Source organism: Pseudonocardia sp. EC080619-01 (assembly GCF_001420995.1).
In the GTDB taxonomy this organism is placed as follows: Bacteria; Actinomycetota; Actinomycetes; order Mycobacteriales; family Pseudonocardiaceae; genus Pseudonocardia.
The window spans coordinates 915,414-929,472 of the sequence record NZ_CP012184.1; the positions used below are offsets into that span (position 1 = coordinate 915,414).

Annotated in this window: 13 protein-coding genes; 10 read left to right on the forward strand and 3 right to left on the reverse strand. The window is 76.8% G+C overall.

Going from position 1 to position 14,059, the window contains the following annotated elements:
• Positions 1–31 precede the first annotated feature (31 nt).
• Both AD017_RS04210 and AD017_RS04215 read left to right on the forward strand, forming a co-directional pair.
• Positions 32–1,846 (forward strand): NAD(P)/FAD-dependent oxidoreductase, encoded by a 1,815-nt coding sequence (locus AD017_RS04210; RefSeq protein ID WP_082399049.1) that lies wholly within the window; start codon positions 32–34, stop codon positions 1,844–1,846.
• Positions 1,843–3,417: a hypothetical protein gene (locus AD017_RS04215; protein ID WP_060573003.1), complete on the forward strand. Its 1,575-nt coding sequence runs from the start codon at positions 1,843–1,845 to the stop codon at positions 3,415–3,417. Before AD017_RS04210 ends, AD017_RS04215 begins: the two co-directional genes overlap by 4 nt.
• 17 nt (positions 3,418–3,434) lie before the next feature.
• On the opposite strand, the gene AD017_RS04220 is transcribed toward AD017_RS04215, so the two are convergent.
• Positions 3,435–4,085: a TetR/AcrR family transcriptional regulator gene (locus tag AD017_RS04220; RefSeq protein WP_227012652.1), complete on the reverse strand. Its 651-nt coding sequence runs from the start codon at positions 4,083–4,085 to the stop codon at positions 3,435–3,437.
• Between the two features lie 259 nt (positions 4,086–4,344).
• Here AD017_RS04220 and AD017_RS04225 point away from each other — a divergent pair, with 259 nt between their 5' ends.
• Positions 4,345–6,540, forward strand: a complete 2,196-nt coding sequence (locus AD017_RS04225) for a WD40 repeat domain-containing protein (RefSeq protein ID WP_060573005.1) — start codon at positions 4,345–4,347, stop codon at positions 6,538–6,540.
• A gap of 17 nt (positions 6,541–6,557) precedes the next feature.
• On the opposite strand, the gene AD017_RS04230 is transcribed toward AD017_RS04225, so the two are convergent.
• Positions 6,558–7,424, reverse strand: coding sequence for a universal stress protein (locus AD017_RS04230; RefSeq protein WP_029239778.1), 867 nt, complete (start codon positions 7,422–7,424; stop codon positions 6,558–6,560).
• A gap of 194 nt (positions 7,425–7,618) precedes the next feature.
• Here AD017_RS04230 and AD017_RS04235 point away from each other — a divergent pair, with 194 nt between their 5' ends.
• Both AD017_RS04235 and AD017_RS04240 read left to right on the forward strand, forming a co-directional pair.
• A complete protein-coding gene (locus AD017_RS04235) occupies positions 7,619–8,851 on the forward strand; it encodes a S8 family serine peptidase (RefSeq protein ID WP_060573006.1) in 1,233 nt (410 codons plus the stop codon).
• Positions 8,852–8,854: 3 nt separating this feature from the next.
• Positions 8,855–9,085, forward strand: a complete 231-nt coding sequence (locus AD017_RS04240) for a hypothetical protein (protein WP_010236475.1) — start codon at positions 8,855–8,857, stop codon at positions 9,083–9,085.
• A gap of 12 nt (positions 9,086–9,097) precedes the next feature.
• On the opposite strand, the gene AD017_RS04245 is transcribed toward AD017_RS04240, so the two are convergent.
• Positions 9,098–9,880, reverse strand: coding sequence for an SDR family NAD(P)-dependent oxidoreductase (locus tag AD017_RS04245; RefSeq protein ID WP_082399497.1), 783 nt, complete (start codon positions 9,878–9,880; stop codon positions 9,098–9,100).
• Between the two features lie 139 nt (positions 9,881–10,019).
• On the opposite strand from AD017_RS04245, the gene AD017_RS04250 reads away from it, so the two are divergent.
• From AD017_RS04250 to AD017_RS04270, 5 genes are all read left to right on the forward strand, one after another.
• Positions 10,020–11,183, forward strand: a complete 1,164-nt coding sequence (locus AD017_RS04250; protein ID WP_227012653.1) for a helix-turn-helix domain-containing protein — start codon at positions 10,020–10,022, stop codon at positions 11,181–11,183.
• Between the two features lie 121 nt (positions 11,184–11,304).
• Entirely contained in the window at positions 11,305–12,153 is an 849-nt protein-coding gene (locus tag AD017_RS04255; protein ID WP_060573008.1) for an alpha/beta fold hydrolase, read from the forward strand.
• A 231-nt stretch (positions 12,154–12,384) separates the two neighbouring features.
• Positions 12,385–12,729 carry a hypothetical protein gene (locus tag AD017_RS04260; protein ID WP_060573010.1) on the forward strand — a complete coding sequence of 115 codons (345 nt, stop codon included), beginning with the start codon at positions 12,385–12,387 and terminating at the stop codon, positions 12,727–12,729.
• A gap of 70 nt (positions 12,730–12,799) precedes the next feature.
• Entirely contained in the window at positions 12,800–13,273 is a 474-nt protein-coding gene (locus AD017_RS04265; protein ID WP_060573013.1) for a VOC family protein, read from the forward strand.
• Between the two features lie 84 nt (positions 13,274–13,357).
• The gene (locus AD017_RS04270; RefSeq protein WP_060573015.1) at positions 13,358–14,050 is read left to right on the forward strand and encodes a DUF899 family protein; all 693 of its coding nucleotides are present in this window, start codon (positions 13,358–13,360) and stop codon (positions 14,048–14,050) included.
• Positions 14,051–14,059: the final 9 nt, after the last annotated feature.

The window sequence follows — 14,059 nt, forward strand, 5'->3', positions numbered from 1 at the left end:
CCGACCCCCGACTCCCCGGAGGAACCCCGCGGTGACGACCGATGCCACCCCCCGCCCCGACGCGGGCGACCCGACCGCCGCCGACATGGACCGGCTACGCGAGCGCTACCGCACCGAACGCGACCGCCGGATCCGCACCGACGGCACCGCCCAGTACCGCACCGCCACCGGCGACTTCGGCTTCTACGCCGACGACCCGTGGTCCCCGCCCGGGGACCGGGACCCGGTGCACGACCACGTCGACGCGCTCGTCGTCGGTGGCGGGTTCGGCGGGCTGGTCGCCGCCGCCCGGCTGCGCGAGGCCGGTCTGGAGCGGATCCGGATCGTCGACGTCGCGGGCGACCTGGGCGGCACCTGGTACTGGAACCGCTATCCCGGCATCGCCTGCGACATCGAGTCGTCGATCTACCTGCCGCTGCTGGAGGAGATCGGCGGGATGCCCAGCCGGAAGTACCCGCCGGGCGAGGAGATCCGCGGCCACGCCCGGGCGATCGGCGAACGCTTCGACCTCTACACCGACGCCCTGTTCGGCACCGAGGTCACGTCGCTGACCTGGGACGACGCCGGACACTGGGACGTCGGGACGGACCGCGGAGACGCCGTCACCGCGCGCTTCGTGGTGATCTCGTCGGGGCCGTTCAACCGGCCGAAGCTGCCCGGGATCCCGGGCATCGAGGACTTCGCCGGGCACACGTTCCACACCAGCCGGTGGGACTTCGCCTACACCGGCGGCGACGCGACCGGCGGCCTGGACCGGATCGGCGGGAAGCGGATCGCCGTGATCGGCACCGGCGCCACCGCGATCCAGTGCGTGCCGCACCTCGCCGAGGGCGCCGCGCACCTCTACGTCGTGCAGCGGACGCCGTCCTGTGTGGACGTCCGAGACGACGCCCCCTACGACGCGCAGTGGTGGTCGTCGCTCGAACCCGGCTGGCAGCGGCGCCGCCGCGAGGACTTCCTGCACCTGATGAACATGCTGCCGCCACGGCACGGCGGCGCCGGGGACGACGGCGTCGCCGACCGGTGGACCGACACCGCGCCGATCCGCGGCGTCGCCCGCTACGCCCGCACCCACGGCACCGAGTCCCTCGCCGACGCCCTCGAGATCGCCGACGCCGAGAAGATGGACGAGATCCGCGCCCGGGTCGACACGGTCGTCGACGACCCGGCCACCGCGGACGCGCTGAAGCCCTGGTACCGGCAGATGTGCAAGCGGCCCACGTTCAGCGACCGCTACCTGCAGGCGTTCAACCGCGACGACGTGACGCTGCTCGACACCGGCGGCCAGGGCGTCGAGAAGATCACCCCGGCCGGGCTCGTCGTCGACGGCACCGAGTACCCGGTGGACGCGATCGTGTTCGCCACCGGGTTCGAGCTGGGCGCCGACCCGGCCACCCGCGCCGGTGCGGACGTCCGCGGCCGGGACGGGCTCGCGCTGGGCGAGAAGTGGGCCGACGGCCTGTCCACCCTGCACGGCTGGGTCAGCCGCGGGTTCCCGAACCTGTTCCACGTCGGTGCCCTGCAGAACTCGGCGTCGGTCAACTTCACGCACGTGCTGGAGGAGCAGGCGACGCACATCGCGGCCGTCGTCGCCGAGGCGGGCAGGCGTGGCGCGACCGCCGTCGAGCCCACCGCCGGGGCCGAGGACGCCTGGGTGGCGACGATCCGCGACCGCGCGGTCGACCAGCAGGGCTTCCTCGCCGAGTGCACGCCCGGCTACTACAACTTCGAGGGGCGCCCGCGGAAGCGGAACGAGCAGTTCGGCGGTGGACCGGTGGAGTTCCACGAGATCCTGCACGCCTGGCGCGACAGCGGGATGGACGACGTGTTCGAGGGGCCGCGGTGAGCGCCCGCCCCGTCGCGGGGCCACTCTCCGGTCCGCTGTGGACGGCGCCCGGCCTGCGGGCCGAGCCGCTGTGCCCGCCGAACCCGCTCTGGGCCTCCAACGGGATCGCGTTCGGCCCGGACGGCCGGTTGTGGATCGCCCAGTTCCTCGGCGGCACGGTCGGTGCGCTCGATCTCGGCACCGGGGAGATCGAGACGGTGCTCGGGCCGGACGGCCCGCTGACCGCCCCGGACGACCTGGTGTTCGGCGACGGCGGCGAGCTGTTCGTCGTCGACCTCCCGGCCGGGCTGGTGTGGCGGCGCGACCCGGACGGTGCGACGACCGTGGTGGCCGACGGGATCGTCGCGCCGGACGGGATCGCCTGGCACCGCGGCCGGCTGTTCGTCAACGAGCTGGTGCCGGAGGGCAGGCTCCTGGAGATCGACCTCGCCGGCGGCCCGCCCCGGGTGCTGGCGGACGACCTCGCGCTGGGCAACGCGATGCAGGTGGGCCCGGACGGGCTCCTCTACTACCCGCACCTGCTCTCCGGCGAGGTGTGGCGGGTCGACCCGGACGGCGGCACCCCGGAACGGGTCCTCGCCGGGCTGGACCGCCCGGTCGCCGTCCGGTTCGACCCGGCCGGGCGGCTGCGGATCCTGTCCAACGGCGAGCGCGGGACGCTGTGGACCCACGACGGCGACGGGCCTCTCCGCGAGCTGCACACCGGGGTCGGCGGGGCCGACAACGTCGCGTTCGCCCCGGACGGCACGGCCTACGTGTCCGGGGCGTTCCACGGCGGCGTCCACGCCGTCGACCCCGCCGGGACGGTGCGCGTGATCGTGCCGGAGGGGCTGAACGGCCCGTTCGGGATCGCCGCCGCCCCGGACGGGATCCTGGCCGCGGACCACTTCGGACTCGCACTCGTCGCGGACGGCCGGGCCGGCGCGCTCGGCGACGTCGTGACCGAGGTCCGCGGCGGCGTCCGCGGGATCGCCCGGCGCGGCGGGGACACCGTGCTCACCACCGACGCCGGCGGCGTGTGGCGGGGCGCACCCGGCGCGTGGAAGCCCCTGGCCGACGGGCTCGGCTCCCCCACCGGCGTCGCCGAGGCCGGGGACGGGGTGCTCGTCGCCGAGACCGCCGCCGGGCGGGTGCTGCACGTCGCCGACGACGGCACCGTCACCGTCCGCGCCGACGGGCTCGACCGGCCGGTCGGCGTCGCCACCGGTGAGGACGGGTGCGGGTACGTGACCACGACCGGTGGCGGCCGGGTCCTCCGGCTCGACGACGACGGCGGGTCCACCGTGCTCGGCGCCGGCCTGCACCGTCCGGAGGGGCTCGCCGCGTCCGGCGGGGCGCTGTGGTGCGCCGAGGCCGGGACCGGGCGGCTGCTGCGGATCGACCCGGTCCGGCGGGCCACCGGCGTCGCGGCGTCGGGACTCGCGTTCGACGTCCGCCCGCCGCACGTGCCCGACGACTGCCGCAGCGGCGCCGCCCGCCGCCCGGCACCGTTCGCGGGGGTCACCGCCGACGGGGACGGGATCGTCGTGGCGTGCACCGGCGCGGGGAACCTGGTGCGGCTCGGGAGCTGACCCGATCCGCCGGCCGGTCAGGCCGGTGGGCTCGCCGCGACGCCGTGGGTGGCGGCCCGGACCGCCGTCGAGAGCCGGGCGGTCAGGTCGTCGACCGGGGGCTCGTGGCCGTCCGCCGTGACGGCCGCGATGTCCTCGGTCGCGATCCGCAGCGCCGCGTTCAGCGCGGCGGCCTGCACCCGGACCTCGATGTCACCGACGTCGCGGCCGAGCCGCTCGGCGAGGATCCCGGCCAGCACCGGCTCGGCCCGCTCCTGCACGACGAGCCAGATCGCGCGCAGCGCGAGCTCGTCGCGGGACATCCGGACGACGGCCAGCACGAGCTCACCGTCGTCCGGGCCGCCGTCGTCGTGCTCCGGGAAGTCGGTGAGGAGGTGCTCCTCCAGCGACCGGCCGGCGGGCCAGCGGGCCAGGCAGGCGGTGAAGGCGTCGGTCGAGAGGCTCAGCACCGGCTCGACGCAGCTCTCCTTGGTCCGGAACCAGCGCCAGAACGTGCGGGCCGACAGGCCGACGGCGTCGGCGATCTGCTCCCCGCTGGTCCCGGCGACGCCGTGCTCGCGGAACAGCCGGATCGCCGCCCGGGAGATCTCGAGCCGCTGCAGGGCACGACGGCGGTCGCTCATCGGCCGCCGGCCGCGCCGCGCCGCCGGTGCCGTCTCCGCCGCCACGTCCACGCCTCCCCCGGATCGTCGGGCGGTCAGCGTACTGGTCGGGATCCGGGGTCCCCCGCATCCCGTGCGCGCCGTTCACCGCCCCGACGGCCGGTCACCGCGGGGAATCCGGCGTTCGCCCGTCCGGGGCACCGCCGGTCACCGAGCGGCCGGAACCGGTCACCGCCGGTCGGCCCGTGACACCCCCTCGCGCGTTAACGATGGAGCGCGGGGCCCGACATGCAGACGGCCGCCGACCCCGGGGAGGAACCACCGCATGCCCGTCGAGATGTTCTGGGACGGACTGGAGCAGCGCGTCGCAGGCGGCGCCCTGCACGACGGGGCCGGTGACCTGACCCCGCCGGCCGGCGTCAGCGCGGCGGCGGTGCGCCGCGTGCTGGACCTGGAGGCGCACCACCTGCGCGACCCCGATCTCGCCGGGCAGGCCGCCGGGCTGCCCCAGCAGCTGCTGGCCCGGGCGGCCGTCACGGGCGAGGACGCGCTGGCCGGGGCCGCGCGGGCCCGGATCGAGTCCCGCGGGCTGTCCGCGCTCGCCACCCGCTGGCGGACGCGGCCGCCGTCCGCGGCGCTGCTGCGCATCCTCGACGGGCACGGCGACGCCCTCACCGGGCTGGCCGTCGACCCCGGCGGGGCGCTGCTCTCGGTCGACGCCTCCGGCGGCGCGGTGGCCTGGGACCCGGCGACCGGGACGCCCGTCGCCCACCCGGTGACGGGGCCGTGCGGGCCGGAGCGGGCCGCCGGTCCGGCGCCCGTGCTCGCCGTCGCGACCACCGCCGACGGCGGGCTGGTCGCGGTCGCGGGGTCCGACGACGTCGTCCGGGTGCGGGCCGCGGGCGGCGCCGAGGTGGCGGCCCTCACCGGGCACACCACCCCGGTCACCGTGCTCGCCTTCGCCGACGCCCCCTCCGGTGCGACCCGGCTGCTGGGCGCCGCGCTGGACGGCACCGTCCTCGTCTGGGACGTCGTCCGCGGCACCGCGGTGGTGCTGTCCGGGCACGACGGCCCGGTGCGGGCGCTCGTCGCGACGGCGTCCGGGCGCGCCGTGACCGGCGGCGACGACGGCACCCTCCGCGCCTGGGACACCACCACCGGTGCGCAGCTCGCGACGCTCCAGGCCGACGCGGGCGTCACCGGGGTGGCGGTGACCGGGCCGGAGGAGCTGCTCGCCGTCACCGCCGACGGTGCGGTGCACGGTTTCGTGATGACCGCCGGCGTACCGCACGACGCGGTGGTCCTCGACCGGTCCGGCGCCCCGGCCACCGCCGCCGGCCCCGCGGGTCCGGGACGGGCGCTGGCGACCCGGGCGGACGGCACCGTCGAGCTGTGGTGGACCGGCGACGAGCCGGGCCGGGTCACGCTGACGGGGCACGGCACCGCGGTGCGGGCCGCGGCCGCGAACGCCGACGGCACGCTCGTCGCGACCGGCGACGACCACGGCCGGATCCTGCTGTGGGACCCGGCCGCCGCGGCACCGGCCGGGGACCGCCCCGGCCTCCCGGAGGCCGTCGGCGCGATCGTCGTCGCGGGCGGGCTGATCGTCTCCGCGGCCCGCGGCACCGGTGAGCTGGTCGCCCTCGACCTGCGGACCGGCGACGAGTGCTGGCGCTGCGACGGCGGGCCCGGCCCGGTGTGGTCGGACACCGCCGGGATGCGGATCTTCACCGCGTCCGGGGGCACCGTCACCGAGCGGTACGCCGCCACCGGGCTCGCGGCCGGGTCGGTCGAGGTCCCGGGCCGGGTGCTGGCCGGGCGCGGGACGCTCGTGGTGGTCGGCGACGGCGACCGGGTCGCCGTCGCCGACGCGCGGACCGGCCGGATCTACCGCAGCGCGACGACCGGGGCGCCGGTCCGGCGGGCCGCGCTCACGCCCGGCGGGAGCACCGTGCTGCTCGGCGCGGACACCGCGCTCGCCGCGTGGCGGCCTGCCGCGGGTGATCCGGTCGTCGTGCCGCTGCCCGGCTCGATGCTCGCGGCGGTCGCGATCGACGACGAGGGCTGCCACGCCGTCGCCGCGGACGCCGACGGCCGGGCGCACGTCTGGACGGTCGGCACGGACCGGGTGACCACGGTGCGCGCCGACCCCGTCCAGCTCTGCGCCGCGACCGCCGCCGGCGGGCACCGTGCCGTCACCGCGGGCACCGGCGGGACCGCGCTGCTGTGGGACCTGACCCGGGCCGCCGTGCTCGTCCGCACCCCGCTCGACGCCCCGCTCACCGCGCTGGCCGCGGCGCACGGGAGCGTCGTCGCGGGCGACGCCTGCGGCGACACGCACTGCCTGGACCTCCTCGACGGGGTCTCCACCACGGGGCCGACCATCCCGGTCCCGCGGGACGGCGCCGCGGAGCCCGAGCCCGCGCCGCCGGTGGTCCCCGAGCAGGCGGGCGCGCCGGAGCAGGGCGCCCCGTCCGGGCAGCCCGCGCCGCGACTGCGGCGGCTCCTCGGACTGCGGTGAGCGGGGGGCCGGGCCGCTCAGGGGCGTGCGACCAGCACCGGGCAGTCCGCGTGCCGCAGGAGCGCCTGCCCGACCGACCCGAGCAGCAGGCCGGCGAGGCCACCGCGGCCCCGTGACCCGACCACGACCAGCCCGGCCCCGGCCGACTCCGCGATCAGCGCGTGTGCCGGGCGGTCGCGGACCACGATCCGCTGCACGTCGACGTCGGGATACTTCTCCGACCAGCCCGCGAGACGCTCGGCGAGGACCTCCCGCTCCTCGGCCTCCAGCGCGGCCGCGTCGATCAGCACCGCGACGGCCGGATCGAGGACGACGTCGGACCAGGCGTGCACAGCGCGCAGCGGCACCGACCGCCGGGACGCCTGCTCGAACGCGGGCCCGACCGCGGCCTCCCCCGCCGGGGAACCGTCGACGCCGAGCACCACCGGCAACCCGGCGTCCGGGGCCCGCTCGCCGCGCACCACCAGCACCGGGGAACCGCCGTGCGCGGCCACCGCCACCGCGACCGAGCCCACGAGCAGGCCGCTGAACCCGCCGAGGCCGCGGCTCCCGACGACGGTCAGGGACGCGCCGCGCGACTCCTCGGTGAGCACGTCCGCCGGGTACCCGGCGCGGATCTCGGACTCCAGGTCGACGTCGATCCCGGACACGAGCGCGGCCGCGCCGGTCAGCGCCTCCTGCAGCGTGCCGACGACCTGCGCGCGGTAGGCGGGTCCGAGCCCCATGTCGTGGCGGTGTCCCGGCGGCAACGGGGTGTACACGGCGACCAGCCGGAGCCGGACGCGCCGGGCCACCGCCTCCGCCGCCGCCCACCGGACCGCGGCCCGGGCGGACGCCGACCCGTCGATCCCGACGACCACCGGACGACCCTGCTGGTCGGACATCACCACACCCCCGTCCACCGGCGTCCCTCGCCGGCCACGGCTCCACACTGGTCCGCGGAGCCGGGCGGGCACCGGAGGCGTCCGTCCCCCGGGGCCCGGGGCGGAGGACCCGGGTGGGCCGGTCGCGCCGCGGTGCCGCACGGCCACGGGTGCGGCACGATGTGTGATCACCGGCGGCGATCATCGGAGGCGACATGGCGGACACGCACACGGGGCGGTACCTGATGGTGCTGAGCGACGACCTGCTGGACGACGACACCGCCGCCCGGGCCGCGGTGCAGGAGCTGACCGGCCTGGCCGACGTCACCAGCAGCCGCGACGCGCGGTCCGGCGTCCGCCCGACGCTGTTCTCCCGGCTGGGGGTCGCGGTCGCCGAGCTCGACCCGGACCGGCTCCGGTCGGCCCGTGCCGACCGGCGGGTCCTGGGCGTCGAGCCCGAGCGGGTGCAGCGGGCGCTGACCGGGCCGGGCCTGTCCGCGGACTACCTGCGGGGCTTCGCCGACGCGGCCGCCCACCTCGCCGACCGGGCCGCGGCCGCCGTCGCGGACGCGGCACCGGCACCCGCGCGGTTCGCCGACACCGACCGGCTGACCTGGGGGCTGCAGGCCACCGGGGTCGACGTGTCCCCCGAGACCGGCGCCGGGATCACCGTCGCCGTCCTCGACACCGGACTCGATCTCGGCCATCCCGACGTCGCCGGACGGCAGATCGAGTCCCGCTCGTTCGTCGACGGGCAGCAGGTGCAGGACGCCCAGGGCCACGGCACGCACTGCGTCGGCACCTCGTGCGGACCGGCGGGCCCCGCCGAGGGCCGGCGCTACGGCGTCGCCCACGAGGCCCGGATCCTGGTCGGCAAGGTGCTCGGCGACGACGGCTCGGGCACCGACGCCGGCATCCTCGAGGGCATCGAGTGGGCGATCACCTCCGGGGCGCACGTCGTGTCGATGTCGCTCGGCGCGGACCTCGACGAGGTCTCGGCCGCCTACGAGAACGCGGGCCGTCGCGCCCTCGACGCGGGCGTGCTGATCGTCGCCGCGGCCGGGAACAACGCCGAGCGCTCCGCCGGCAACGCCGGGTTCGTCGGCGTCCCGGCGAACAGCCCGTCGATCATGGCCGTCGGCGCGGTCGACGCCGCGCTGGCGATCGCGGACTTCTCCGCGGCGTCGTCGTCGGTGGAGGGCGGCCAGGTCGACATCGCGGGACCGGGCGTCGACGTCTACTCGGCGTGGCCGATGCCCCGGCGGACGAACACGATCTCCGGCACGTCGATGGCGACCCCGCACGTGTCCGGGATCGCCGCGCTCTGGTCGCAGCGCACCGGTGCCCGCGGCCGCGAGCTGTGGACGCAGCTGACCCAGGCCGCGCAGCGGCTGCCGCTGCCCTCCGGCGACGTCGGCGCCGGGCTCGTCCGGGCGCCGGGGGCCTGAGCCGTGGCCGGCCGGGTGCTGGTGTCGGTCGCCGACGGGCACGCGATCGACGACGTCGCCGCCGCCTGCTCGGCGGCCGGGCTGCAGGTGGAGAAGGTGCTGCGCGGGGTCGGCGTCGTCGTCGGGACCTGCGACGACGAGCACCGGGACGGCCTGTCCGCGGTCACCGGTGTCGGTGCGGTGGAGCCGGACCGGGAGGTCCGGCTCGACCCGCCGGACTCCGGGGTGCAGTGAGCCGGGGCCGGCTCAGGACCGCGCGGACAGGCCGCCGTCGACGGGCAGGCAGACCCCGTTGACGTAGGCGGCGGCGTCGGAGGCGAGGAAGAGCGCCGCGTTCGCGACGTCCCACGGCGACCCCATCCGGCCGGTCGGGCTGAGCGCGTCCCGCTCGGCGCGGGCGCGCTCCGGGTCGGTGGTGTGCAGCTGGCGCCCCACGAGCGGGGTGTCGATGTAGCCGGGCAGGACCGCGTTGGCCCGGATGCCGTCCCGGGCGTGGGTGAGCGCCAGCGCGACGGTCAGCTGGTTCAGCGCGGCCTTGCCCGCCATGTAGGCCGGGTAGTCGTAGCCGAGGTGGCGCACGGCGGCCAGCGACGACACGTTGACGATCGCGCCGCGCCCGGCGGCCAGCATCCCCGGCAGGGTGTGCTTGCAGGTCAGGAACGCGCCGGTGACGTTCAGCGCGAGCGCCCGGTCCCAGGTCTCCCGGCTCAGCGCGGTGACGCCGCCGGTGACCGCGACACCGACGTTGTTGTGCAGCACGTCCGGGGTGCCCAGCGCCGCGGCCGCCGCCGCGACGGCCCGCTCGACCGACGCCTCGTCGGTCACGTCCGCGGTGAGGGCGACCGCCCGGCCGCCCTCACCGGAGATCGCGCGGGCGGTGCGGGAGGCCGCGTCGCCGTCGAGGTCGACCGCGGCGACCGCGGCACCCGCCCGGGCGTAGGTGAGGGCGGCGGCGCCGCCGTTGTTCGTCCCGTCGCCGTCCGATCCGGCACCGAACACCAGCACCACCCGGCCGTCCACACCGATCACGTCCTCCGCCTCCCCGCGCCGTCCGCCGCCGATCCGGTGCCATGGTGCGTCCGGTGACCCGGTCGGCGGCACCGCGTGATGTCGTGTGTCCGGGCCGGGGATTCCACGCACTGTCGGACGGGCCCGGGAGGAGGCCGCGGTGACGCCCGGTGCGGACCTGCAGACGCTCGTCGACGACCTCGCCGACGAGCTCGGCCGGTCGGTCGTGGTGAACGACCCGATGGTGCGGATGCTGTGCACCAGCAGGCACTTCGGTGACGAGGACGCCGTCCGGGTGCGCGCCGTCCTGCAGCGCGACGCCGGTCCCGAGGTCGGCGCGCACGTGCTCGGGCAGGGCGTCGCGCGGTGGGGCGGGCCCGGGTTCGTGCGGGGCGGCGAGGAGCTCGGCATGCACGACCGCTGGTGCGTGCCGCTCCGCGAGGACGGCGTGCTGCTCGGCCTGCTCATGGTGATCGACGCCGGCCGCACCCTGGCCGCGGCGGAGCGGACCCGGATCGACGAGGTCGCGCGGACGGCCGCGGCGCTGCTGCACCGTGACCGCACCGGTGCCGGCGACCGCGAGCGCGAACGGCTGCTGCTCCGCCTGGTCGGCCCCGATCCGCTCGACCGGGCGGCCGCGGTGCGGGAGAGCGGGACGACCGGGCCGGGCGCGGCCGCCGTCGTCGAGGTCGGTGCCGCGCTCCCGGCGCCGGAGGTCGAGGTGGCGTTGCGCGCGACCGCCGGGTCGCCGGGCCGTCGTCCGGACCGGACCCTCGCCGCCGTGGACGACGGCCGCGCGGTCCTCGTCGCCTCCCGGCCCGACGTGGACGCCCTCGCCGCCGACGCCGGGCGGATCGTGCGGTCGGTCGAGCACCTGCTCGGCCGCACCGGCGTCGCGGTCGCGGGGATCGGGCCCGTCGTGCCCCGCCCGGAGCTGCTGTGGCGGTCGGCGGGCCGGGCCGCGGCCGCCGCCCGCGGTGCCCGGCTGGTGCCCGGGCTGGGCCCGGTCGCGCGGTGGGACGGTCTCGGGCCGTACGCGCCGCTGCTGCAGGTCCCGCCCGCCGAGCTGGACACGGACCTGGTGCCCGCGCCGCTGGCGGCACTGCGCGCCGACCCCGGTGCCGCACGGCTGGTCGAGACCCTGCGCGCCTACCTCGACCACGGCGGCTCGATCCCGCGCACCGCGCAGGCACTGCACCTGCACCGGACCTCGCTGTACTACCGGCTCGACCAGATCCGGGCCGTCACCGGGCTGGACCTCGACGACGGCCGGGACCGGCTGCTGCTGCACCTCGGGTTGCTCGTCACCGACCTCACGGGCTGAGCGGGCCGGGGCGTCCTACAGAGCGTGGAGAGCCGCCGACGACGTTCCACGTCCCGTTCCTGGTGGCGGGCCGTGGCCCGGAGCAGAGTGTCGGTCACCTGTCGACGACGCGGGAGCAGCCATGCCGACCTTCACCACCTCCGATGGTGTCGAGCTCACCTACCGCGACAGCGGTCCCGCGTCCGGTACGGCGGCACCGCCGCTGGTCATGCTGCACGGCTGGGGCCAGACCCAGGCGATGTTCCGCCACCAGCTGACCGGGCTGGCGGGCGGCCGCCGGGTGCTGACGCTGGACCAGCGCGGGCACGGCGTCTCCGAGAAGCCGCACCACGGCTACCGCATCGCCCGGCTGGCCCGCGACGCCCAGGAGTTCCTCGACCACCTCGGGATCGGGCAGGCGGACGTGCTCGGCTGGTCGATGGGCGCCTCGGTGTGGTGGAGCGTCGTCGACCAGTACGGGACGGCCCGGATCCGCAGGCTCGTCGTGGTCGACCAGCCGGCGGCCGTCGCGGCGGTGCCGTGGATGTCGGCAGGCGACCAGCGCGACAGCGGCGCGATCTTCGACGTCGCCGCGCTCGTCTCCCTCTGCGCGTCGCTGGACGGGCCGGAGGGCCGCAAGGCTGCGACCGACTTCGTGCGCGGCATGTTCAGCGGTGACACCGACCCGGAGGTCTGGGCGTTCGTCGAGCAGGAGATCGCGTCGACGCCGCCGCACGCCGGGGTGCCGCTGCTGTGGGACCACTGCGCGCAGGACTGGCGCGACGTGCTGCCCCGGATCGACGTGCCGACGCTGGTGATCGGTTGCGACGGCAGCCACGTCGACCCGGGTTCGCAGCGCTACATCGCCGACCGGGTCCCGGACGCGCGCCTGCACGTGTTCGGACGCGACGTCGCGAGCTCGCACTTCCCGTTCCTGGAGAACCCGCCGGCCTTCGACGCCGTCGTCGCGGAGTTCCTCGACGGGTCCTGACCCGCGGCACCGCACGGCCGGTCGTGGGCCCGGCCGGACCGCGGCCGTCGCGGGTGTAGAATATGCGTTCGACGCCACGCCCCGCCCCGTCCTACGGTGGCGACGGTCGCCGGCCGCGGCCCGGGAGATCCCGGGCACCGGCCCCGGTGATCGTGCGGGTGTCCACCGAGTGAAACACGCGGCGGTCCGCGACCGAGGACCCCGCGTCCGGGAACTTCCGACCGGGCACCCGTGCCCGGCACGGCCGACCCGGCCACCGGCACGTCCGGTGCCCGCGGGGCCTCCCGGCACCCACCGACCCACCGCCCGGAGCCGCGGACCACCGCGCCCGGGCCCGCCCACGACGAAACGACACCGACCGTGCACGTGACCCTGGACCCACCCCCCGACACCTCCGTCCCCGGCGCCGTCGCCCGGCTCTCCGCCGAGTTCGCCGGCCGCGTCCCCGAACGGCTCGTCGACGCCGTCGTCCGCGGCTCCCGGCGCGACCTCGACTCCGCCCCGCACGCCGCGCTGCCCGAGCTGGTCGAGCGGCTCGCCCGCCAGCGTCTCCTCGACGGCGCCGGCGAGGCCTGATCCCGCGACCGTGCATGCTGGGGGCCGTGTCCACGACCGGTCCCGCACCGCAGGAGGGGGAAGACGCGCGATGGGCGACGACGTCCCGCACGACCAGCAGCTGACCGAGGCCCGGTGGACGCACCTCGCGTTGCCGACCGGGGACCTCGACGCGGCGATCGACTTCTATACCACGATGACCCCGCTGACCGTCGTCGAGCGCTTCTCCGACGACGCCGGCGAGAGCGTCTGGCTGTCCAACGCGAAGCAGGTGGAGACGCCGATGGTGCTCGTCCTGGTCTCGTTCGACCAGGACCGCGGCGAGGAGCTGGGGCTGCTCCGCCCGTTCGCGCACATCGGCATCGAGGTGCCGCACCGGGCCGACGTCGACGCGGCCGCCGACCGCGCCCGGGACGCCGGCTGCCTGCACTGGGAGCCGCGCCAGATGCCCGGCCCGGTCGGCTACATCTGCGCCCTCACCGATCCCGACGGCAACGTCGTCGAGTTCTCCCACGACCAGAAGGTCTTCTCGTCGGTGCGGGAGCGCTGGGGCTCCGGCACCTGACGGGCCGCGCCGCGGCCACCGATGAGTACGGCGCGGCGAGGGAGTCACCACCTCCAGACAGGAACACGACCGTCCGGAGGCACCATGTCCACCACCGCCACCGCCCTCCCGCCCGTCGTCGACGCCGCGACCTGGCAGTCCGAGCTGGCCGCGCTGCGGGTCCGGGAGAAGGCCGCCACCCGCGAGCTCGACGCCGTCGCCGCGCAGCGGCGGCGGCTGCCCATGGTCGAGATGCCCGACTACGTGCTCGACGGCGAGGACGGGCCCGTCCACCTCGCCGACCTCTTCGGCGAGCACCCGCAGCTGATCGTCTACAGCCACATGTGGCACGCCGGTGCCGAATGGCAGTGCGGCGGCTGCACCGGGTTCACCTCGCAGTTCACCCGGCTCGCCGGGCTGGAGAAGTTCGACGCCCGGTTCGTGATCGTCACCCAGGGCCCGATCGACGAGGCACTGGCCTACAAGCACCGGGTCGGCAACACGATGACCTGGTACTCGACGGCGAACAGCACGTTCGGCAGTGACGTCGGTGCCCCGCCGGACGCCGGGTTCGCGGTCAACGTGTTCCTGCGTGACGGGGACACCGTGTACCGGACCTGGCACACCGACGGCCGCGGCACCGAGCAGCTGAGCTACCTGTTCGGGCTCGTCGACCTGCTGCCCTACGGCCGTCAGGAGGTGTGGCAGGACTCCCCGGAGGGCTGGCCGCAGGGTCCGACGTACAGCCGGTGGGCCGGCCCGGAGGAGATCGCCGCCGCCTACGGCGAGGGCCGCTGACCGGCACCG

What these genes read in the sequence shown, in the direction of transcription:
- AD017_RS04270 (WP_060573015.1), top strand. Translation starts at nt 13,358, where the DNA reads ATGTCCACCACCGCCACCGCCCTCCCGCCCGTCGTCGACGCCGCGACC.
- AD017_RS04235 (WP_060573006.1), top strand. Translation starts at nt 7,619, where the DNA reads ATGGCGGACACGCACACGGGGCGGTACCTGATGGTGCTGAGCGACGAC.
- AD017_RS04230 (WP_029239778.1), bottom strand. Translation starts at nt 7,424, where the DNA reads ATGTCCGACCAGCAGGGTCGTCCGGTGGTCGTCGGGATCGACGGGTCG.
- AD017_RS04225 (WP_060573005.1), top strand. Translation starts at nt 4,345, where the DNA reads ATGCCCGTCGAGATGTTCTGGGACGGACTGGAGCAGCGCGTCGCAGGC.
- AD017_RS04265 (WP_060573013.1), top strand. Translation starts at nt 12,800, where the DNA reads ATGGGCGACGACGTCCCGCACGACCAGCAGCTGACCGAGGCCCGGTGG.
- AD017_RS04255 (WP_060573008.1), top strand. Translation starts at nt 11,305, where the DNA reads ATGCCGACCTTCACCACCTCCGATGGTGTCGAGCTCACCTACCGCGAC.